General features: G+C 71.1%; 21 protein-coding genes. 2 read left to right on the top strand and 19 right to left on the bottom strand.

Annotation, left to right across the window (positions count from 1 at the left end; all coding sequences use genetic code 11):
- Positions 1 to 56: 56 nt before the first annotated feature.
- On the top strand, positions 57 to 491 hold the full coding sequence (locus tag KYY02_RS20075) for a hypothetical protein (RefSeq protein ID WP_371239760.1): 435 nt from the start codon (positions 57 to 59) through the stop codon (positions 489 to 491).
- A gap of 4 nt (positions 492 to 495) precedes the next feature.
- Here KYY02_RS20075 and KYY02_RS20070 read toward each other — a convergent pair whose 3' ends face one another.
- The 7 genes from KYY02_RS20070 to KYY02_RS20040 form a co-directional block, all read right to left on the bottom strand.
- On the bottom strand, positions 496 to 3,738 hold the full coding sequence (locus tag KYY02_RS20070) for a hypothetical protein (protein WP_371239758.1): 3,243 nt from the start codon (positions 3,736 to 3,738) through the stop codon (positions 496 to 498).
- Between the two features lie 283 nt (positions 3,739 to 4,021).
- A complete protein-coding gene (locus tag KYY02_RS20065) occupies positions 4,022 to 4,561 on the bottom strand; it encodes a hypothetical protein (RefSeq protein ID WP_371239756.1) in 540 nt (179 codons plus the stop codon).
- A gap of 116 nt (positions 4,562 to 4,677) precedes the next feature.
- Entirely contained in the window at positions 4,678 to 5,025 is a 348-nt protein-coding gene (locus KYY02_RS20060; RefSeq protein ID WP_371239754.1) for a hypothetical protein, read from the bottom strand.
- On the bottom strand, positions 5,022 to 5,495 hold the full coding sequence (locus tag KYY02_RS20055) for a hypothetical protein (protein ID WP_371239752.1): 474 nt from the start codon (positions 5,493 to 5,495) through the stop codon (positions 5,022 to 5,024). The genes KYY02_RS20060 and KYY02_RS20055 overlap by 4 nt, the downstream gene beginning before the upstream one ends.
- Positions 5,492 to 5,929, bottom strand: a complete 438-nt coding sequence (locus KYY02_RS20050) for a DUF6292 family protein (RefSeq protein WP_371239750.1) — start codon at positions 5,927 to 5,929, stop codon at positions 5,492 to 5,494. Before KYY02_RS20050 ends, KYY02_RS20055 begins: the two co-directional genes overlap by 4 nt.
- 142 nt (positions 5,930 to 6,071) lie before the next feature.
- Positions 6,072 to 6,449, bottom strand: a complete 378-nt coding sequence (locus KYY02_RS20045; protein ID WP_371239748.1) for a hypothetical protein — start codon at positions 6,447 to 6,449, stop codon at positions 6,072 to 6,074.
- A complete protein-coding gene (locus tag KYY02_RS20040) occupies positions 6,446 to 7,030 on the bottom strand; it encodes a hypothetical protein (protein WP_371239746.1) in 585 nt (194 codons plus the stop codon). Before KYY02_RS20040 ends, KYY02_RS20045 begins: the two co-directional genes overlap by 4 nt.
- A gap of 587 nt (positions 7,031 to 7,617) precedes the next feature.
- Here KYY02_RS20040 and KYY02_RS20035 point away from each other — a divergent pair.
- Positions 7,618 to 8,148, top strand: a complete 531-nt coding sequence (locus KYY02_RS20035; RefSeq protein ID WP_371239744.1) for a hypothetical protein — start codon at positions 7,618 to 7,620, stop codon at positions 8,146 to 8,148.
- A gap of 2 nt (positions 8,149 to 8,150) precedes the next feature.
- Here the strand turns inward: KYY02_RS20035 and KYY02_RS20030 are convergent, their stop codons facing one another.
- The 12 genes from KYY02_RS20030 to KYY02_RS19975 form a co-directional block, all read right to left on the bottom strand.
- Positions 8,151 to 8,960: a hypothetical protein gene (locus tag KYY02_RS20030; protein WP_371239742.1), complete on the bottom strand. Its 810-nt coding sequence runs from the start codon at positions 8,958 to 8,960 to the stop codon at positions 8,151 to 8,153.
- Positions 8,961 to 9,674 carry a hypothetical protein gene (locus KYY02_RS20025; RefSeq protein ID WP_371239740.1) on the bottom strand — a complete coding sequence of 238 codons (714 nt, stop codon included), beginning with the start codon at positions 9,672 to 9,674 and terminating at the stop codon, positions 8,961 to 8,963. It lies immediately after the preceding gene.
- Positions 9,675 to 9,687: 13 nt separating this feature from the next.
- Positions 9,688 to 10,344 carry a hypothetical protein gene (locus tag KYY02_RS20020; RefSeq protein ID WP_371239738.1) on the bottom strand — a complete coding sequence of 219 codons (657 nt, stop codon included), beginning with the start codon at positions 10,342 to 10,344 and terminating at the stop codon, positions 9,688 to 9,690.
- Positions 10,345 to 10,615: 271 nt separating this feature from the next.
- Positions 10,616 to 12,664 carry a glycosyltransferase gene (locus KYY02_RS20015; protein WP_371239736.1) on the bottom strand — a complete coding sequence of 683 codons (2,049 nt, stop codon included), beginning with the start codon at positions 12,662 to 12,664 and terminating at the stop codon, positions 10,616 to 10,618.
- 16 nt (positions 12,665 to 12,680) lie between these two features.
- Positions 12,681 to 12,932 (bottom strand): hypothetical protein, encoded by a 252-nt coding sequence (locus tag KYY02_RS20010; RefSeq protein ID WP_371239734.1) that lies wholly within the window; start codon positions 12,930 to 12,932, stop codon positions 12,681 to 12,683.
- 159 nt (positions 12,933 to 13,091) lie between these two features.
- Positions 13,092 to 13,562 carry a hypothetical protein gene (locus KYY02_RS20005; RefSeq protein ID WP_371239732.1) on the bottom strand — a complete coding sequence of 157 codons (471 nt, stop codon included), beginning with the start codon at positions 13,560 to 13,562 and terminating at the stop codon, positions 13,092 to 13,094.
- Entirely contained in the window at positions 13,562 to 14,500 is a 939-nt protein-coding gene (locus KYY02_RS20000; protein ID WP_371239730.1) for a hypothetical protein, read from the bottom strand. Before KYY02_RS20000 ends, KYY02_RS20005 begins: the two co-directional genes overlap by 1 nt.
- 2 nt (positions 14,501 to 14,502) lie before the next feature.
- Positions 14,503 to 14,724 (bottom strand): hypothetical protein, encoded by a 222-nt coding sequence (locus tag KYY02_RS19995; RefSeq protein WP_371239728.1) that lies wholly within the window; start codon positions 14,722 to 14,724, stop codon positions 14,503 to 14,505.
- Between the two features lie 9 nt (positions 14,725 to 14,733).
- Complete coding sequence (locus KYY02_RS19990) at positions 14,734 to 15,423, bottom strand: hypothetical protein (RefSeq protein WP_371239726.1); 690 nt, start codon at positions 15,421 to 15,423, stop codon at positions 14,734 to 14,736.
- A complete protein-coding gene (locus KYY02_RS19985; RefSeq protein WP_371239724.1) occupies positions 15,420 to 16,100 on the bottom strand; it encodes a hypothetical protein in 681 nt (226 codons plus the stop codon). Before KYY02_RS19985 ends, KYY02_RS19990 begins: the two co-directional genes overlap by 4 nt.
- Positions 16,100 to 17,560 carry a hypothetical protein gene (locus tag KYY02_RS19980; protein ID WP_371239721.1) on the bottom strand — a complete coding sequence of 487 codons (1,461 nt, stop codon included), beginning with the start codon at positions 17,558 to 17,560 and terminating at the stop codon, positions 16,100 to 16,102. Before KYY02_RS19980 ends, KYY02_RS19985 begins: the two co-directional genes overlap by 1 nt.
- Entirely contained in the window at positions 17,557 to 21,327 is a 3,771-nt protein-coding gene (locus tag KYY02_RS19975; protein ID WP_371239719.1) for a hypothetical protein, read from the bottom strand. The genes KYY02_RS19980 and KYY02_RS19975 overlap by 4 nt, the downstream gene beginning before the upstream one ends.
- Positions 21,328 to 21,331: the final 4 nt, after the last annotated feature.

Below are 21,331 nucleotides of genomic sequence, written 5' to 3'. Positions count from 1 at the left end.
ACGTTGACCGGTACAGTCCGGGCAAGTGCTTGCCCAGGCGACGGGAGTGACCGACCATGCAGTTCGAATACCGGATCCACGTGCCAGTCATCGCCGACCTCAACGACAGTTGGAACCACCCGGAAAGCCAGGGGCGGATCGAGTGGAATGGCACCGCACACTCCCTCGCCCGGCACCTTCTGGCGAAGTGGCACCAGAACGTCATGGGTGAGGCCGCCGGGCTCCCGGCGGCGATCGAGGTGTTCGGTGAACAGCCCGGGCGCTTCGCCAAGCTTGACGACCCCTCCCCCGTCTCCGAGTCCGTGGAAGTTCTTGAAGCCGCCATCGAAGCCAAGCAGGTAGCCGACGTGGCGGTTGACATTGCCGCCGCCGAACTGGTCGCAGCCATGCGGGACGCTGCCACCTTCGGGGGTGAATCGAAGAACAGCGTGGCCAAGCGCGTGAACGGCTTGATGTCCCGGCCGACGGCGCTCAAGCATCTCCGCACCTGACCACTCACCCCAGGCTGTACGCCATCGCCATGCGGTGCATGACCCGCGCGGCGGTCGCCTCACCGTCACCGACCTCGTGAATGGTGAACTGCGGGGCGATCGTCACGCCTCCGCCTCCGCTACTGCTGCCGTCGCCGGTGTTGGCGCCGATGATGCCCATCAGCCCGGACCGCTCCACGAGTTGCGCCGCCCGGCGCGGCTTCGTCAGCGGGATCACGACCTCGGGACCGGCTTCGCCGATCAGCGCGTGCGTCGGGCCGAAAACCATGCCGCCCTGCGCGAAGGGCAGGTACTTGCGGACGGCAGAGGGGAGCCCGCCCTTGATGCTGTCCATGATCCGTGATCCCACGTTCCCGAGCGCACCGACGATCCGGCCGGGCAGGCCTGAGAACAGGGACACGATGCCGGAGATCAGCGAGGAGACGGCGGACCGGGCGCGGCCGGCCGCGCTCGAGAAGACGGAGGCGATCCGGGTGCCGAGGCTGGTGATCGCCGAGACGATCCGACCCGGCAGGCCGCTGAAGAACGACACCACGGACGAGCCGAACGAACGCGCGGCGGAGAGCGCGCTCGACCCCGCCGAGCGGAACATCGACGACAGCCGGCCGGGCAACGCGGAGACGGCTGAGGCCACCCGCCCGGGGAGCTGGGAGAAGAAGGCGGCCACGGAGGACAGGAACGAGGAGACCGCCGAGTTCACCGAGCGGAATGCCGACAGGAACAGCGCCACCAGTCGCGCGCCGAGTGACGACAGCGCGGACATGATCCGGCCCGGCAGCTCGGTGAAGATGAAGATCACGCCTGCGATCGCCGACAGCAGTGCGATGACGATACCGGCGATCGCTTGGACGAACAGGTTGACGAGCAGGCCGGGCAGTGCGGCGAGTGCCGACAAGATCATTCCCGGCAGTGAGGTGAAGAACGCGAGCACGGCCTGGAAACCTGTCGTGACCCACGTGACCAGGTTCGTCGCGAGCGTGGTGAAGAACGTGCCGATGGCCGAGCCGAGCGCGGACAGCCCCGCCATGATCAGCGACGGCAGTTGGGTGATGAACGTGACGACGCCCGTCAGCCCGCCGATCAGCCCGGACAGGACGGTGACGACGCCCTGCACCAGCGGCACAACTGCCTGGAGGATGATCCAGGACCCGAATCCGATCGCGATCTGCATGATCGGGGCGAGGAGCTGCGTCATCATGCCGACGAGCGGAGCGATCGCCGCGACGAGGTTCACGATCGGCGGCACGAGCGGCAGTAGCGCGTTGACCAGGGCGAGCGCCGCGTTGACGATCGGCGGCAGCGCGGGCAGCAACGCGGACACGAGCGCCGTCGCGAGCGGCACGATCGCGGCGACGACCTGCGCCGCAGCACCCGCCAAAGACGCAAAAACTGGGGTGAGTCCGGCAAAAAGTTGTGCGAGTGCCTGGCCGACGCCCTCGGCGAGCGGCCGGAAGGCGCTGACGAGCTGCACGAAGGCCGCGGACAAGGTCGGCAGGATCGGCAGCAGCGCGCCCGACAGCGCCGACACGATCGGCGCGAACAACTGCGCGAGCATCGACAGCGTCGGGGCGAGCGCCGACGCCAGAACGGCGACGACCTGACCGGCGAGCGGCAGCAGCGGCGCGAGCGCGGACACCACCTGCCCGATCGCAGCACCGAGCGGACCGAAGTCGATCATCCCGAGCCCCTCGGCGAGCGCCGACGCCACCGTCTGGAGACTCGGAGCGATCGCCGCGAGCGCCGGCCCGATCCCGTTGATCAGCGAGACGATCGCCGGGCCCAGCGTGGTGAAAATCGGCGCCAAGGCGGGCGCGATCGCACCGACCTGCGTGACCAGCGCCGCAAGGATCGGCCCGAGCTGCGCCGCGATCTGCGACACGGTGCCGAAGATCGCCCCGATCGCCTCCTGGCCCTGCGCACTGTTGACGAACTCACGCATCGCGCCGGTGATCCGCTCCAAGCTGCCCAGCAGCCCGGCACCACTGGTGCTCACCGCGGCGAAAACCCCCGAGATGATGCCGCCGACGTTCGACGCGATCGCCCCGAGCTGCTGGAACACCGCGAGCGCACCGCGAACGTTCTCCACCGCCGAACCGGACGCGGCGAGCACCGACAGCCACGTCCCCAGCTGTGCGCCGGTCTGCGCGATCCACGCACCAACCTGCGGACCGAACGCCTGCAACACCGCCGCGGCGACGTCGAGGAACCCCTTCGCCAGCGGGGCAACCACCGTCTGCAACCCGGACGCCGCCTGCGTGGTGCCCTGAATGATCGCCCGCAGTGGAGCCGCCGCCTGCTGCGAGGCAGCGAACCTCAACCCCTCGCTCGCGGCCCTCCCGAACTCCGCCGACAGCCTGGCCAGCTCGGCTCGCAGCGGCAGCAGGTTTCGGATCGCCGCTTCGACGTCGCCGGCGAACTGCCGGAAGAACGACTGCTGGATCGCCTGCTGCACCTCACGCAGCTCGGGCGCCAGCGCACGGACCGCCCGCACCGCTTCCTGCGCGGCCGGGGCGAGTTTCTCCAGCGCCTCCTGGAACGCTTCGGCGTCGTCGCCCAGCGCAGCCGACAGTGCGTCGCCGACACCGAGGACGGCCAGGCGCAGCGTCTGCATGGACACCTGCACCGCGGCAACCGCCGCCGGATAGGCGGCGATGATTCCGGCCGCCGGGGCCAGCGCCGCAGCCAGCGCGGCCACCCCCTGAGCGGCGCCCGCGGCGGCGATCCCGATCGCGCCGAACCGCAGCAGCCCGGCGAGCATCCCACCGACCCGGCCGGCGATCCCGGCGAGGCCGGACATGGCTCGGGAGAAACGATCGGTGTCCGGGTTGACGTTGACCGTGACGTCCGGCGGCCGATGCCTGCGGATCCGGTCGTCGAAATCATCCAGATCGGGGACGACGCGGACCTGGATCTCTTCGCCGGCGAGCGCGGCCCGCAGCCGCGTCATGAACGCGTCGACGTCCGGCAGGACCGGGATGCTCAGCGAGCCGATCCCACGCAGCCCGTCCACAAGGGCCGAGTCGAAACGCCGCAGATCCGGCGTGACCCGCACTGACACCGAGACCCGGCCCAGGCCGCGCTGGATGTTCCGCGCGATCTGCTGCCCGACGTCCCGCGTTGCACGATCCAGAGCGCGCCGGATCCGCAAGCCGAGGTCACGCGCTTCGCCGACGACGTCGCTGTCGTCGAGCGTGATCGTGATGCGGGCGGACCCGTAGTCCTCGCTGTCGCCGGCCGGGGTGGTCACCGGGCACCCTCACGAGATCGTGTGGTGCCCGGCCCAAAACCAGACGGCGTCTTCTCAGGTTAGCCGCTACGGCGTGCTGCGAGCCGTGCGTCCTCTGCTGCGACCTGTGCCATCATCGCTCGCGCCTGCGCCGGATCGACACGTGCCGCAGCCGGCCGACCGCGGGCTCCTCGCCCTGCCGTGCCGGGCGGTGGCGCGTACAGCTTCGCCCTGTTGCGTTGCCGGGCGGCGTCGTCCTCGGCTGCCATGTCCATCGCGGCCTCGGCGGCGGCGAGCATCGTCTTCAGCGGCCACGCGTGCGGGTCGACGCCTTGGAGGGCGAGGGAGCCGAGCCACGAGTCCCAGCCCTCCGCGATGCTGTCGCAGATGCGGAGGACGACGTAGTAGGGCGCGAGCCCCCTCCGAAGAGCTCGACGACCCACTCCAGGAGCTCGACGACGACACGCGTCGGCAGCCGGAAGTGGTCGACGACGCGCGCACCGTCGTGCTGCTCGGCTGCTTTCTCGGCCTCGTCGAGGTCGTGGAACGACTCGATGACCTCGCCGCCGGCGCTAACGACGTCGAGGCGGGTGAAGAACTGGGCGCTCTCGGGGAGCATCTGGCGGGCGAGGAAGAGCCGCAGGGAGCGCATGGTGCGGCGGATGTCCTTCGGGTCCGCCTCGGCGAGGTCCTCAAGGCCGATGCCCTTCGCGCGCTGGGCCTCGCGCAGCTCGGCGTAGGCGTCCATGAACTCGTCGCCCATGACCTCTGGCTCGAACTTCAGCTCTGTGCCGCCGATGTCGGCGACGTGCGGTTCGGTGTTGAGGGCGAAGGATTTACGCACAGGTGGTGTCCCTGTCTCCCGTTCCTCGCCCGGCCCAAAACCAGTCGGCGCACCACGAAGGGTAGCCGCACACGCGAAGTGGCCCCATCCCTGGGAACGGGGCCACTTCACCGGGTTCAGCGGCGGCGTGTCACGCCTTCGGGCCACCTCACCGGGCGCTCCACTGCCTCACGGGCCAGGGCTTCCCCGGCGGCCGTGAAGCGGTACAGCACTCGGGCGTTCGGCTTGTCAGTCTCACGGCGCGTGGTGAGCCACCCGGCCTCAGCGAGCCGTTTGAGGATCTGGTGGTTATCGCCTCTGGCGTGCGATCGCTGGTCGAGCCAGTACGGCCACACCTCGCGGCACGGGTCCTCAAGCAGCACGTCGAGCGCTGCCTGCATGCGCCATCCGAGGCGAGGCAGCGGCGTGGCCGCCGGTTCCTCATCCGCCACATCGTCGTACGGCTTCGCGGGTGGATTGCTCATGCGTCCAGCGATCCTCGTCCGGCGAACGCGATCAGGTCACTGGAGGTGATCGGCCGACGCTGGTCGCGGGTGATCCGATCACGCAGCTCCTCCAGCAGTCCGCCGCTCTCGTTTCCGAGGATGTACCCGTAGGCCAGGAGCGCCGCCGTCCGGTCCGTGTACGTGCCAGGTAGCCAGCCGTACCAGGCGGCTGCCAGGCCCCATGACGGCGTGAGGCCAGCCGCGTCCATCTCGTCCGGCCCGTACAGGCGAGCCAGACCGACCGCGTCGGCACCCTCGGACACTGGCCTGCTGGTCTGCTCCTCGAACGTGAGACGGTCCCAGTCGGGGTGGGCGAGCTGCTCGATACGGTCCGGGGTGAGCGGCCCCTCTGCGAGCGCTGCGTCCAGGGCGCGCACGATCTCGGGCGCACCGCCGAGGCGGATGCCTTTGCCGATGATCCGGGCGTCGTCCAAAGCGGAGCGGGTCATGACCGGGTCTCCTGTGTCGTGTAGGTGTCGAGCTGGTTTTCAAGGGCTTCGTCGTGGTGGCCGTAGAAGCGGTACGACGGGTGAGGGCGGCCGGTCAGCTCGGGCAGCTCAGCGAGCACATCCTGGACGGCGGCGAGCACCTCGGCCGGGGCCGGCAGCACCTGGCCGCACAGCGGGTGCGTCAAGCCCGCCATGATGCTGTCGGGGGTGCTGGTGTGGAAAGCCCAACCCCATTCCTCGCTCCACGACAGGTAGACCTGCCGGACGCCGTACACCTGCATGGTGGCGAGGCGGGCGAGGTGGAGCTGGGCGCAGCGGATCGGTTCGCCGTCGTCCCACACGTCGTCGAGGAAGTCGACGTCGGTGACGCTGATACCGGCCTGGGCAAGCACGGCGGTGACGGCTCGGATGTAGCCGCGGTGGGATTCCTGCAATGGGACATCAAGGGGCACGAAAACACTCCAAGGAGTCGTTTCTCGCCCGGCCCATGACCAGCAGCGTAGAGGCCCCGCCCGGTCCAGGACCGCCAGCGGGTGCCGTAATCGTAGCAGCGGCGACCGCCCGGGAAGAGTGGGATCAGCGCCCTTCGCGCAGGGCACGGCCGAGGAAGTTGTTCGCTCGCGTGCCGGGGTGTCGGACGAGTTTCGTGTAGACGACGCGCCCGCCGACCTCGAAGCGGAGTGCTTTTGCCCGGCGCGGCCGGATGAGGTGAGGACGGGTCCCGTTCAGGACGTAGTGCACCGCAGGGTGGTCGCACACGATGACGCCTTGGAGGCTACGCGGCCCGTCCTGGACCTTCCAGGTGATGTAGTCGCCCATCGAGCCGGGCGCGAGCTGCTGGGCGATGTTCGCGGTCCGTTCGGTGCGCTGCCGTAGCTTCTGTTCGACCCGGCCACCGCGGCGGCGCAGCAGCCGCGCGATCCGGCTCGGGTCGATGGTGACCTCGACGCTCACGGCGTCACTCCCGTCTCGGGGCACTTGCAGCCGGGCAGGGCCACGGTGACGCGCTGTTCGACGCCGACGCAGCCACCCTCGGGGCCCACGATCCGCGACTGGCCGAGGACGAACTTCCGGCCCCGCCGGCTGCTGCTCGTCCCCGGCAAGCAGCACAACAGGGCGTTCATGATGACCGCCGCGTCCACATGCGTGATGCGGGCGGCCTCCGCCAGCTCGTCGCACGACGGCGGGCAGCCGCGCTCGGTGGGCAAGGGCGCGCACCGCAGCAGCGTCACCACGTACTCGACAGCGGTGATCGGTGCCGGGGTGCAGCCCCGCACCCCCTGCACCTCCGCGTCCTGCGCCGGAAAGCTGCTCGACGGGTACATGCGGGCGACGTTGACGGAGAGCTGCCCGCCCGTCTCGCCCGTGCACGGGTCCTCGCACGAGTCCCACGCGGGCGTGCCGGGCACCACACAGGCCCGGCACGGGCAGCCCGGGAAGTCGTCGATCTCGGCGGCGGTCTCGTCGAGCGCGGCGCACACACAGGCAAGGATCGCGTCCGCGATCTCGTGAACGGCCAGGGCAGCAAGGGCCATTGTCAGCCCACCCCCGTAAAATCGCATGTCAAAACCCCGCGACGGCGGCAACCGTCCGGGGCACGGCCGACTGAGTAGGAGTCGACATGGCCGACGATACCTGTGTGACCGTCTACGAGGACCGCTCGCGGTGCACTCGCGCCCGGTACGGGCGCCTCGACGTGTGCAAGCCCTGTTACAAGTGGTCGCTGCGTAACGGGTGGGCGTCGCCGAACGGCCGCCCCCGCGCGGTGAAGGGCAGCGCGCACCCACCGTGCAGCATCTCGGGCTGCGGATCGCCTCGGCTGCGCACCAGCACGAGATGCGGGGCTTGCGAGGTGTGGGCGAGCAACCACCCACAAGCCGCTTCCTCGGCCCGCCCTGGCTTCGGCACGGTACCGGGGACCTGCACCACGGCCGCGTGCGACCGGGCTGTCGTCAAACCCTCGTACGGCTGGTGCGGTGGCTGCTACGAGTGGTCCCGCACCCACGCGTGGGCAGACCCGAACATTAGGACTCGCCACGAACCGACCGGAGGACACTGCACCGTCGTCCTGGAGGACGGCAACCGATGCCCCAAGGACGTACACAAAGGCCGTATGTGCAGCATGCACGCGGGCCGGAAGCGGAAATACGGGAGCCCGCTCGTCAAGATGAAACGCGCGAGCGGTGAGCTTCAGGCCCTGATCCGGGAAGCAGCCAAGGGCCATACCCAGGAATGCATCATCGTGACCGGCTTCCAGGGACGCCCGGTCGTCAAGTTCAACGGCAAGAGCATGCCCGCAGCCCGCGCTGTTTGGATCCTCGCCAACGGTACCGAGGGCATCGACGGCATGGACGTCTGCCATCGATGCGGCGGCGGGTCCGGCGAGAACGGATGCATCAACATCCGTTGCCTGTACCTGGGCACCCGCGCGGACAACGCCGCCGACATGGTCGCAGCGGGTCGTGACCGGAACGGTGACCCAAGAGGGGAACGCAACGGGCGGCACGTCCTCACCGAGAAGGACGTGCGGGAGGCCCGGCGTCTCTACGCCCAGGGCACCGTGACGTACACCGCCCTGGCGGCGAAGTACGGCGTGACCGTCGCGGCTATGCGCCTGGCGGTCACGGGCGCCACCTGGCGTCATCTCGTCTGATATCACGGCCACACCCTGCGCCGGGGTCTGGGGGCGTCCACACTCCAGACCCTTGACGGGCTGGCCTGCCGGTACGGGTTCACGGACATCAGCCAAAGATCCGCTTCGGGGATGCCCGTGCGCATCTCGGTGTAGAGGAGCGTCGGGTCCGGCATTTCGATGTCAACGCCCTGCCGCGACAGGCGGGTCACGTTCGCCGGCATCTTGCAGCCGCAGGAGCCGCCACCGGAGCAGCCGCGAATCAGGTGACATACAAGGGCGCTGACCGCTGCGATCGCCGCGTCGTCGAGCGCCAGCCCGATCCGGTAGGTCACGCCGAACGTGCCGGGCTCGCCGAGCGGCGCACCCATCTCCTGGCAGTCTGGCCAGCAGCCGCCGTCCTGGCGGACGAGCCGGCCGGCCGCATCCACCCGGTACGCGTCGGCCGGGAGGACCTGGCCGTCGATCTCGACCGCGAGGACGTCGTACACCGGCCCTTCGAGGCGCACTTCGCACAGCTCCCCGCAGGAGCAGTCCGAAGCACACCCGCACACGGACGCGTTGCGCCAGATGCCGTCGCGGCCCAGGTAGGGGATCCACGGGCTGCCGTAGGAGCGGCTGGAGGCGAGCGGCAGCGCGTCCAGGCAGGCACGCCGGCACGGGCGCACCGTGTGCGGGCAGGAAGGCCCCCAGCGGCGGCCGGACAGGTTGAACAGGATCGACGTCGCCACACGCCGCCACCGGTCCAGGACCTGCTCGTCGGCGTCTTTGGCGGCCGGGCAGCAGGCGAGGTCGATGGGCCACGGCTCGCACGGACTCGTTTCGATCGGCACTCAGGCTCTCCTCGGTGTCTCGTAGCGGCATGCCCGTGGGAACGCCTGGCGGATGTGGCGGCCGACAGCCCCGTTGGCGAAGGTGTCCGGCAGCGTCGACAGGAACGAGCCGCGGGGGAAGGCGTGCCGGGTGAGGACCTTGACGTCGTCGATACGGTCCCCGCCCACCTCGTTGATCACCCCGTACACGGTGCGCTTGTGCAGCACGTCCAGGCGTGCGCCGGCCTTGAGGGCGCGCAGCATGCCCGCCTTGGTGACGGGCATCGGCACGTGCAGCTCGTAGGAGAGCGGCTCGTCGTAGCCCAGTTCCTCGAGGAGTCGCCGCGTCTCGCGCATGCCGCGCACGTAGCGGCCGTTGATGCCGCGGGCCGTGTAGGTGGCCTCGACGTCGCGGATCGGCCCGCGGTGCAGCATCGGCATCTGTCCGACGACCGGCTCCATGATGAAGAAGTCGTCGTTGCACAGCAGGAAGGCTTCGCTCACGGCCGGGTGTTCGCACACCGCGCGGACGGCCGCCGTGGTGTTGGCGTACTTCGTGCCGGTCTGCGGCACGGGCAGGTGGTGTACGCCGGTCAGCCACGGCGGCCGGTAGCCGGCGATCCACACGTGCCGGTGCGGCAGGTTCGCCGACCACGAGCGCAGCGCATACCTGAGCTGTTCGTTGGTCGGCGCCTGCCGCACCGGCACGACGATGTCGGGCAGTGCCCCGTTCATGCCTGCGCCCGTCTCACACGGACGCGTCGCAGAGCACGGGCACGTAGTCGCACGACGGCTCGGGCGGCGCGACGGTGGTGATGAACGTGCGGCGGTGGCAGGACGGGTCGAGCGGGGTGAGCATCGGGCCGGGCGTGCCGGCGGCGTCGATCGGCTGGACGTCGTATGGGCCGACACCCCAGGAGCCGCCGGCGCGGGTCGCCCCGGTGATCTGGAGGGTGACCGCCTCCGATCCGATCTCCAGGTCGCCGAGGAGGCCGTTGGTGACCCACGGCAGCAGGAAGTAGATCCACTGCCCTTCGGCGCCCTCGGCGCACTCCTCGGCGAGGACTTCCGCCCACAGCTCCAAGGCAAAGCCGGTGTCGCAGCGCACCGAGCAGGTGTCGAACCCGATCGGCTTGCCGTCGTAGCCGAGGACGACGGGGTTGCCGGTGAGGATCTCGATCAGCTCCGGCGACACCGAGAAGACGTTCAGTTCCAGGTCGAAGCCCCGGAACGTCGGGCAGCCGCGCTTGAAGCCGCAGACCCTTCCGTTCGCCGCCTTGTACTCGATGTCTTCGCCGTCGTCGGAGTTGACGTTCATCCCCAGCGACGCGAAGCAGTCGAAAACAAACCCGTTCTCTTCGCCGCAGACCGGGTTACCGCACTGGTCGAGGCGCGTGACGCGCATGACGTCGGCGTTTGCAATGAGCGGACAGGACACGGCCGCAACCTCCTGAAAGGCTTCAGAAGGCTCGGCCCAGAACCAGCAGCTCTTATAGGAGTTTATCTACGGCTGCCCGCTGCTCGGATGCCGCTCGCACGGGCCGCCGCAAAACAACCCATGAAGGGCCGCCCCGCAGGCTCACGCAGGCGGCGGCGAACCAGGCGAGGTTGCCCGCGTAGCCGAGGCTGTCCGCATGCGCCCGCGCCTGCTTCGACGCCCCGCACGCCCCGGCGGGTCACGCTCCCCGGGCGGACAGGTCCCGGATGACATCCACCCACGCGGCGAGTTCCGTCCGGCTCTGCTGCCCCAAAAGCGCCGACCGTTCCCGCGCGGCGGCCACCAGACGGCCGCGGCGGGCGGTCGCCTGGTAAAGCTCTCGGACCATCGCCTTCCACGCGCGGAAGTCGCTCCGATCCAGGAACACCGCGGCGTCGGCGAGGGCTTCACGGAGGCCCGGGGTGGGGTGGGCGATGACGGGGATACCGGACGCGAGGGCCTCCACCGCGGCCAGGCCGTAGGACTCGTACACGCTAGGCATGAGGAGGACACGGGTCTGGGCCCACACGTGCCGCCGCATGTCGGAGGTCTGCGGGATGATCCGGGTGTTCGCCAGGCGGGGGGTGAGGACCTGGGGGCCGTGCCCTCCGGTGACGCCGAGGAACGGCAGCCGCGGGAGCGCCCGGGCGGCGGCGCGCCAGGTGTCCACGCCCTTGTGCCGGTTGAGGTTGACCAGCGTCACGTGACGGCCCGTGGCCGGCGCGCGGTGCTCGGCAGGGTTCACGGGCGGGTGGATGACCAGCCGCGGGATTTGGTCCACCTCGAGGTAGCGGGCCGCCAGCGATTTGAGGACCCATTGCGTGTTGTAGACGGCCAGGTCCGGGTGCGCGATGAGCCCTTGAGCCGCGATGTCGAAGTCGGAGTGCACCAGGAGGACGGGGCGGGCGCCGATGGTCCGGGCGTGGCCGATGGCGCGGGTGGCGTAGTCGTGGTGGGTGACCACGACCCGGGCGCCGGCCGTGCGGAGGAAGTCCTCCGCGGCCTCGGCGTCCAGGTGGAGGTACGGGACGCCGTCCACGTGCCAGGAGGCGGGCGCCTCGGGCATGTCGGAGCACACCACGGCCACGGACACCCCGGCCTGGTGGAGGGCCCGCATCATCGTGTGGAGCATCGTCTCCGACCCGGCACGCCGGTACGGCACGCCGTAGTGGACCCACGCCACCACCTGGACTCTGGAGGGTGCCTCGGGGGCCGGGGTCAGGGCCGGGCGCGCGGGCGCCGGCGGAGAGGCGGAGGTGGGGCGCCGGGCGGCGGTGGGGTGGACGAGGTCCGAGCAGGCCCGTTCGAACGCGGCCAGGTCGGCGGCGTAGTCCACCCCGGCCGTGTGCTCCAGGGCCTGGGCGGACGCCGCGGTGTAGGCGGCCGGCTCGTCCAGGCCGCGGATGGCGGCCACCCACGAGCCGGGGTCCTCCCGCGGGAGGTAGACGGCCGCCTCCCCCAGCGCTTCCTGGATGCCGGGGAGCGGGGAAGCGAGGACGGGGATACCGGAGAGCATGGCCTCCACCCCGACCCGGCCCCACGACTCCGTCACGGACGGCATGAGGAGCAGCCGGGTACGGGCGTACACGGCGGCCGGCTCGGTGCGGTCGATCACCGTCACGTTCGGCGGGAGCGGGACCTCCTCATGCCACGGGGTGCGCACCGCGAGAAACCGCCGGTCCGGCATCGCCTCAGCGACGGCGGCCAGGACGTCCGCGCCCTTCGCCGCGGTCGTTCCGTTGAGCGTCACCAGCCCGCCGCGCGTCGTGCGGTAACGGACGGGATCTACCGGCGGCGGGAGCACCACCGCCCGCCCCGTGTAGGGGTAGTGGTCGGCGCACGCCCGGGACGGGAACCAGGCCAGATCCGGCCGGCCCAACTCCCGACGCGGGGACATGCCATGGACCATGAGGATGCGGCGCACCCGGCGAGGGAGCTCGGCCACGAGGCGGACCGCGCGCCGGTCCCCGTGGTGGGAGATCACCAGTTCCGGCCGCGCCTCCCGTACCGCGGACCGCCAGGACTGGAGCGGCCACACCGTCACCCCGCCCTCCACGTACCGGCGTCCCGGCTCACGGCCGGAGGTGACCACGTGCACCAGGTGGCCGGACGCCGCCAGGCCGAGCACGTACTCCCGGGTCGTGACGAAGGCGCCGGCGGCTGGCACTGCCCCCCACGCGGGGAGGACCACCAGGACGCGGAGGCGAGGTTCCCGGGCCTGGCGAGCGAGGGGCGTGTGGCTGCTCATGGTCCCTTCCAACGTGTCAGGGGGTGGCGGTGGCGGTGGCGTGGACGGTGACGCCGACGGCCGGTGCCCCGGCGGCCAGAACGCCGATCCCGAGGAGCGTCACGCCGGAGGCGGCCAGGACGGTGACCGTGGTGGACGTCGCGGTGTTCGCGGAGATCCGGGCGGAGCGGAAGCCGTCCCCGGCCTGGACGGCGAGGGCGACGACCGGAGGCATGAGGAACGCCCCAGCAGGCCATGTGAACGTGACGACGCCGGAGCTGTTCGTCACGCCGATAGCACGCTCCACACGGGGCCCGGTGGGGGCCGGAGCGCCAGGCGGGCCCACCGGGCCTACTGGTCCGGCCGGCCCTGGCGGTCCCGGCACGCCTGGCGGTCCCGGAACCCCCGTGCTTCCGTCCGTACCGGTCATACGTCAGCCCCCTCCTGGTCAAGCGACCCGCTCATACCTCAGCGTCGTGCGGCTGTTGCCGTCGCTGAGGATGCGGGCCACGGTCGAGTTGCCGACTCCCACGACCCGCCGGACCTGGAGCCGTACCAGCCGCGTTCCGGGGACGGTGTACGGGACGAGGATCGGTGCGGACTGGTTGCCCGCTATCGTCACCGCCGTTGTCGTCGGCGCGACGCTGTGGGCGATCTGGTAGATGAGCATCTCGCTGTCCGGCACCGTCACGTTGGCGGTGACGTCGAGGAGCCGTGCGCCGATCCACACGTTGGAACCGTCCGGCACGGACAGATTCGCACGCACCACCGCGTCCAGGTGGTAGGTGCCGGCGACGGGGAGCGCGACCTGGCAGCCCGTGTTCACCCACGTGTTGGAGGCGGTCGACTGGAGATCGATTGCGACGGGCAGCTCGGCGAAGCCGTGCCCGGTGATCTGGATACTGCTGGAAGTGGCCATCAGTCCGCGTCCATGTAGGCGTGCTCGGTCCAGGTCATGAGGAAGTCCGCCCCCGCCGCGGTGCCCGTGAAGATCAGCGAACCGTCCAGGGCGAGGTCGTAAGAGTCCCCGTCCACGCCCCAGGTGAGCGTGACGCCGGCCGGGACCGTGACGTCGTCGGCGTAGGCGGTGGGGGCGCCCCCGTTGGAGGACCCGGACCCGGCGGCCTGTACGCGGACGGCGCCGGCCAGGACGGTGAGGGTGACGGACTGGACATCCCAGGAGATCGCGTCGACGTTCAGGCTGCTCACGGCGCCCGTGTAGCGCTTGATGCGGGGGCGTACCCGGTTCGTCGGGGAGGGACGGCTGTCGGGGACGGCCGGGACGGTGCACTCCACGATCTGGGCCGGGTCCGGGGCCGCGACGGGGGCACCGGCGTCATCGACCCACCGGACCGTGCTCTGCCCGTCGCAGTCCACCTCCGTGAGGCGGCGGAAGACCTGGTCGGGGACGACGACCTGCGCCGGCGTGAACGTCAGCGTCTCGCCGGTGTCGTTGTCCACGGCCGTGAGGACGCCGTAGTCCGTGCCTGTGGGCGGCAGAGCCCGGGAGGTGATGTAGTAGGCGCACGTGCTGGAGACGGTCGTGGTCCAGTTGCCGCCGAACGGGTCGTGCATGTTCATGACGGCGGCCAGGTCCGACAGGAAGGGTGTCCCGCACTCGTCCAGGCCGTCGTTGACCGGGTCGGCGATGACGTTGCGGCCGTTGATGATCCACGACGTGAACTGGACGTTCGGCCGGTCGCAGATCCCGGCCGGGGTGCCGTTGATGGCGGAGACGCCGCACGGTGTGGTGGCGGAGTTGTCGTAGGTGACGTACCGGTACCCCGGTATCCGCCAGCACTCGTTCGCGAGCGTGACCGGGCAGTCCAGAGAGACGCCGGAGCCAGTCCCCGCCATGCTCACACCTCCCGCTCTACCGTGGTGTCGGCCACGCTTCCGCTCATGCCGCCGTCCAGGGCCGCCCGGTAGGTGGCCTCGTCCATCTCCTCGAACCCGGCCGCCAGGTACGGGCCGGGGTCGCGGAGGTTGTGGACGGACTGGAGGCTGCCCTCTGAGTGAAGGAAGTAGCGAGGCATCGGGGCGGGCAGGGGAGCCTCAGCCGCGGTGATGGGTTCGCTCACGTCGGTCTCCTAGTCGGTGATCTTGTACCAGGTGACGTAGTTGCGACTCGCAACCATCGTCGCGGACTGGAAACGGGTGTTCGGGCAGGTCGTGCTGTTCTGGAAGAGGCCGCGCAGGCGGAGCGTTCGGCTGCCCTGCGCGGCCGTCACACCGGTGATGTGGGTGATCGGTATAGACCCGGACTGGCACGTCTGGAGCACGGCCCCGTCGTTGGCCTTGGAGAACTGGTGCTGCACGATGGTGCGCGCCCCGGCTTCCACGCCGCCGGTCGCGTTGTCGAAAATGGCCGCTTCCGCCCACGCGTTCGTGCAGTAGTTGATCTGCGCGCAGATCTGCGCCCGCACGTCCCACGCCAGGAAGTACCTGCCCGGCTCGGGCAGCGTGACGACGAGGGCCGTGTTCACCCACGCTCCGGGCGAGGGCAGCAGATTGGCGGCGGTGGTGAGGACGGCTTCCCCGGAGACCGGGGAGAGGCGGGCGCCGATCTGCCACACGTCCGGGCAGCCGCCCGGGTGCACGAGGTCCACGTTCACGGACCGGGCCGCGCCGACCGGGGCCGGGGCTGTACTGGCGAGGGCCTGGAGCGCGGTCCGTGGCGCCCGAAGCCCGGCCGCCGTCTGGGTGAGCGCGTTGCACGCGGCCGGGTCGATGAGGACCGGGTCCGTCTCGTCGTGGAAGTGCGCGTCCGTACCCGTCATGCTGGTGTGTCTCCTACCGGTCCGATCCACCGGGCGCTGATGTGCGTCCAGCCGTTGGCGTCGCCCAGCACGTGAGCGGTGCCCGCTCCGATGACAGAGGCGTTGCCGTCCGGGGGGTCCGTGAAGGGGCGCGCGGCCAGAGCGAGCGTGTCCCCGGCGGTGAGGGCGAGGACGCGCCGCCGGGTCGTCTCCGTCTGCAGGTGCCGCCCCTCATCCCCGGGCTGCTGCATCTGCATGATCACCGTCATCTCCGTGCCCGGGACCACGGTCCCGTTGTGGAGGAGCCCAGCGCCCACTCCGTTCTGCCGGATGAGCGTCCCCGTGTTCGCGTCGGGGATGGCGGAGGCCGCGCGGACCTGATAGTCCACGTCCCACCACCCGGACCGGGGGATGGTCACCGCGGGGAGCGCGGGGACCGGCTCGAACTGCCAGCTTGGCCCGCTCAGGGTGTGGAGGAACGCGGTGGGTTCCGTCTGCGCCCACGCCCCGTCGATACCGACCCGCCACGTCTGCGGGCAGTCCCCCGCGGTCGGTGCCGTCACCGTCACGCCCGGATCGGCGGCGAGTTGGACCTGCGGCACCAGGAGCCCGGCCGCCGTCTGCTGGAGGGCGTTGCACTCGGCCGGGTCCAGGCGTGGAAGGACCCGGACGCTACCGCCGCAGCAGCTACCGGCCATCACTTGTGCGTCCAGTTCAGAAGGTAGGAGGCGGTGGCGGTCGCGCCGGCGAAGGATGCCGCCGCCAGGGCGGTGTCCGGGTCCTGCGCCACGCTCCACGTCATCGTGACGCCGGCCGGGATCGGCACGGCGGTACCGTCCGACATGCTGACCAAGACCCGGTCGCTCAACACGGTGAGGCTGACGCTCTGCAGGCCGGGGAACGCCCCGGCGATGTCCTGCGGCGCGGTGCCGGTGACGGCCCGGACTCCGGTGGACAGCGGGCCGGGCAGTGCCTCCGCGGCGGTGCACTCCACCGGCGCGACCGGCGTGTAGGGCTGCGTCAGGTCCCCGTCCTGGTACGCGCCCAGGAGGACCGGCGGCTCCCCGTTGCACGGATCGACGGCCCACAGCTCCGTGTACTTGACATCCCCGACGCCGTCCCCGTCGGTGTCGTCGCAGCCGCACCGCTCCAGGAGTTGGCGGGCGCAGGGCTCCGGGGCCGGGCACACGCCGATCGTTGCCCCGCCCGGGATGGCGATCGGGCCGCCGGTGACGGCGTCGACCAGCCGTGGCAGTCCGGACGGCGCCCCAGTGGCGTCGTAGGTCTGCTCGGCCCGGATGTGCTGCATCACGCTGCCGTCGGTGTTGAGGACGCACAGGGGCCACGTCTCGACGTCCACGCCGCTCGGCGGGTCGCAGGTGCCGACCGTGCCGGTCGGCACGTAGGGCGAGCCGTCCAGGGTGTAGTCGGAGTGGCCGACGATGGCGCCGTTCTCGTCCCGCCGGTAGTCCCGGATCATCGGCACGCGGGTGCCGTCCGTCTGGACGTCGCAGAGCTGGGCCATGTCCTGGTCCGGCTGCTCGACCCCGGCCGGGCACACGGTGATGGTGCCGGTGGGCGTGTATGTGGTGCCGGTGACGGCGTCGACCAGGCGCACGCTGCTGATCGTGCCGTCCGCCGCGTAGGAGTATTCGATCAGCACGAGGCCGAGGACATCCCCGGTGGCCGCGTCGATGTCACAGAACGTGCCGGACACCTGCACGGACTGGCTGTCTCCGCACGCCATCGTCCCGGCCGGGGGCGCGCCGGCGGAGAACGCTCCGGTGGCGAGGTTGATCCACCCCTCCTGTGCGACCGCGCCGTCGCAGTCCCGGACGACGGTGATCGCGATGGGGGTTCCGTCCGCCAGGCAGAGGCCGACCGTCGCGGTGGGCGTCGTTTCGGAGGCGCAGTTCGTGGTGGTCGGGCAGCGGCCGAGGGTGCCCGCGGGCGTGTAGTCGGCGCCGGTCGCCGGGTCCACGGTGCGGGTGCCGATCCTGGCCCCGCTGGACGTGTCGTAGACCGGCTCGACCAGGACCGTGGCAGCCACCGTGCCGTCCGCCAAGACGTCGCACAGCAGGACGGTCTCCACGTCCATACGGGGCGTAGCAGTAGTACCGCTGACGATCACGGGTCCCTGCCCGCAGCATCCGCTCACAGCTGGATCCCTCCGAGGGTGTAGGTGACGGTGACGATCCCGCCGGTAGCAGTGATGGTGAGGGGGCCGACCAGGCCGGCGTCCTGGCCCTTGTCGATGGACCACGTAACGGATTCGCCCTGGAACAGGGTGCTGCTGCCGTCCGCCGTGGTGATCTCACCCGGGCCGGTGTGGGCCACGGCGGTCACGGACCGCAGGGCGGGCCCGTAGGTGGCGGCAGACCACGACGCGCCCGGCGCGAGCTCGATTCGGTGGGCCTGGACTCCGTATGCCGGGTCAGCGTCCTCGCTGCCGCTCTCGCACGGCATGGGGGCCACAGGGGTGTAGGGGGCGGACAGGTCCGGGGTGTAGGTGCCGATGCTGGTGAGGGTGCCCGCGCAGTCCACGGCCAGCAGCTCGACGTACTCCGTGTCTGCGAGGCCGTCTCCGGTCGTGTCGTCGCACCGGCAGGCGGTGAGGAGGTTGTGGGCCTCGCACGGCGGCGGAGGCTCCGCCTCTCCCCCTCCGGCCGGGAGGCACTGGCCGACCTCCCCGGTCACCGTGTATGGCTGGCCGTCCAGGGTGGTGTCCGTGACCGTGAGAACGGTGCCGGTGTCGCAGTCGGTGAGGACGGTCCGGAGGAACTGTGTCTCGCAGCCGGTCTGGTCGTAGACGGCCGTCGCGGTGAAAGCGGAGAGCTGCCAGCCGGTACGGCGCGGGCTCGGCATGCACGTCGTGGGGCTGTCGTCGAACGCGTCCAGGGCGAGCGCGAACGCGAGGTTCCCGGCGGCCAGGTCAGCGGCCGGGACGTCGGCCTCCACGGTGAGCGTGCCGAAAAACCCGTTGGGGGTGTTGGCGGGGAGGACGGTGAGCCCTGCCTGTGTCGTGCCGTTGAAAATCCTCAAGTGTCCGGTCGGGCCGCATCCGTCGTCCGGGCCGGTCTGCTGGACGGTGAGGGAGACGGCGACGCGGGCGGTGCCGGTGTCGCAGGCCGGACGCGGCGCCTGGACGATCGCCGCGAAGCTGTTGACGCTGCCGGTGGTGCCCGGCTGCGGGCCCGTGCCCGGAGGAAGGTCCAGCGTGCCGCCGTCCCACAGCGCTTGCGCGCCGGCCACGGGGGCGGCCGTCGGGTAGGGGTAGTACGGCGTGGGGTCGGTGTCGGTGACGGCCGCCTCGGGGGTGCCTCCGGTGGGGAGGTCGCACACGAGGAGGGTGGTCGAGTCCCGGCACGGCTCCGGCTCCGGGGGCGGGCAGCACTCCCCGCCCCCGCCAGTCGGGACGCACTGGCCGACCTCCCCGGTGGGGGTGTACGGCTGCCCGTCCAGGGTGGTGTCCGTGCTGGAAACGATCTGCCCGGTTTCGCAGTCCGTGACGATCGTGCGGAGGAACTGCGGCGCGCACCCGCTGGAGGGCTGCCCGACCTCGTAGGAGGCGGTGAAACTCTGCGCCGTCCAGGACTTCGGCCGGCTCTGCCAGGTCTCGACCATGAGGATGATCTCGACCGCGCCGGCCTCGAAATCGGCCAGCGGCACCTGCGCTGTGACGGTCCGGTGCTGAGTGACGCCTACCGGGCTGCTGCCAGTGAGCGGGTCCTCGTCGACCTGGACGCCGCCGGACAGGAGCAGCAGCCGGCCGGAGTAGCCGCCGCCCGCCGCTGGCCCGTCGTTGGTGACGTCCATGGCCGCGGTGACGGTCACGGTGCCGTCGTTGCAGTCGGGGACCGCGGCCGAGGGGGTCAGCCGCGCGGAGACCATCCGGTAGACCTGATCACCGGAGCCCGCGCTGCCGTCCGGGTCGGACGGGATGGTGAACGGGTCGCCTGCCCACAGGGGCGGTGCCCCTCCGGGCAGGGGGGTGTGGCCGGGGCCGGGGTTGTAGGTGAGGGACGCGGTGTCATCGGTCGCGGTCGAGGCACCCTCGTGCTCGCCCTCGGCGGGCAGGTCGCACAGCAGGAGGGTGCTCGTGTTGCGGCACGGCTCCTCCTGTGTGGCGGGGGCCGGGCCGCAGACGCCGACCGTCCCGACCGGCACATAGGGCGTGGTGCCGTCCAGGAGCGTGTCTGTGGTGGAGGTGACCGCGCCGGTGCAGTCCCGGCACACCGTGCGGGCGAACGTGCCGCCCACGGAGACGTCCAGGGCGCCAAAAAGCCACGAGCCGATCCGCTGGCAGTTCGAGAAAGCGGTCCGGCCGCCGAGGTAGCGGAGCTGGAGCGAGGTCACCCCGGTCACGCGGAACCGGGCGCTGGTCTCCCGGGTGGGGGCGTTGAGGATGGCGCAGTCGGTGAGGGAGGCGTCCCCGCGGACGACGTTCGCGGCCGGATCGTAGGTGTAGCCGGGCGGGAGGCTCACCGGGACCGCGCCGGCCGGGAGCTGGACGGTGTTCTCCCCGGCGTTGGTGCCGGTGGAGTAGAGCATGGCGACGCTGAACTCGACCGTGACGGGCTGGTCGAACGTCCACGTGTTCAGCGGGACTGACGGGTTGGGGAAGGTGCCCATCCCCCACCAGGCGGCGCCGTCGCTCTGCTGGCTCGGCGGCTGGGGCGAGGAGGCGGTAGCCGTCCAGGCGACGTTGTTGGGCAGCGTCCCGGAGGCCTCCGTCCCCGCGATGGCGGCCGGGGAGGCGGGGTCTGTGTCGCAGAGGATGACCGTCTGGCAGTCCTGGCACTCCTGGACGCAGCGGCCGACGGTCCCGGCCGGCGTGTACGGGGTGCCGTCCAGGCGGTAGTCCGTGTGCCCGGTGATCGTCCCGTTCTCGTCTCGCGTGTAGTCCCGGACGAACTCGGTCACGGTGCCGTCCGTGGCGGTGTCGCAGAGCTGGAGGACGTCCCGCTCCGGCTGCTCCACTCCCGCCGGGCACGTCGTCACTTCCCCTTGCGGGGTGTAGGTCTGGCCGGTGATGGCGTCGACCAGGCGCACGGAGGCGACCGCGCCGTCCGAGCCGTATGTGTACTCCACGAGGACCAGGCCGAGGACGTCCCCGGTGGCCGGGTCCACGTCGCAGAACACTCCGGCGGTGGTGATGCTCCGCGGGTTGCCGCACGCCATCGTTCCGGCCGGCGGGTCCCCGGCGGACCAGGCGCCGGTGGTGAGGTTCAGCCACCCGTCTTGAGTGACCAGGCCGTCACAGTCCCGGGTGACCAGGACGGCGATGGGGGTTCCGTCGGCCAGGCACAGGCCGAGGGTCGCGGCCGGCGTCGTGGCGGCGTCGCAGTCCGAGGAGGCCGCGCACTGCCGGACGGTGCCGGTCACGACGTGGGGCGTGGCCCCGTCCAGCGCCCAGTCCTCGAAGCTCGCGGCGCCCTGGAGCCAGGTGTAGCGGCGGAGGAACGCCCCGGCGTCGTCGCAGAGCTGGACCGTCTCTGTCTGCGGGCATCCGTACTCGCAGTCCACCGGCGCGGTCGGCGTGTAGGGCACGCTGGGGTCGTCCTGGTAGGTGAGGACCAGTTCGGCCGAGCCGTTCGCGCGGATGCACCACAGCTCGGAATACGTGGTGTCCGCCTGGCCGTCGCCGTCCGTGTCGTCACACAGGGTGCGGCACACGGTGTCCACGCATCCGGCGTCGCACGCCCCGGCGCCGGCGGGGGCCGGTCCGCTGGTGTAGGCGCCGGTGTTGAGGTCGATCCACCCCTCGGAGGTCACGGCCCCCGCGCAGTCCCGGACGACGGTGACCGCGATCGGAGTGCCGTCGGCCAGGCAGAGCCCGACCGTGGCGACCGGCTGAGTCGGGGAGTCGCAGACCTCGGCGTCCGGGCCGCAGCCGCAGCCGGTGAAGTTGCCTCCAACGGGCATATCA

It is taken from the genome of Streptomyces pimonensis, from assembly GCF_041380215.1.
Classification (GTDB): domain Bacteria; phylum Actinomycetota; class Actinomycetes; order Streptomycetales; family Streptomycetaceae; genus Streptomyces; species Streptomyces pimonensis.
The sequence above is the reverse complement of the archived record's forward strand: the minus strand, read 5'-3'. Positions and strand labels throughout refer to the sequence as shown.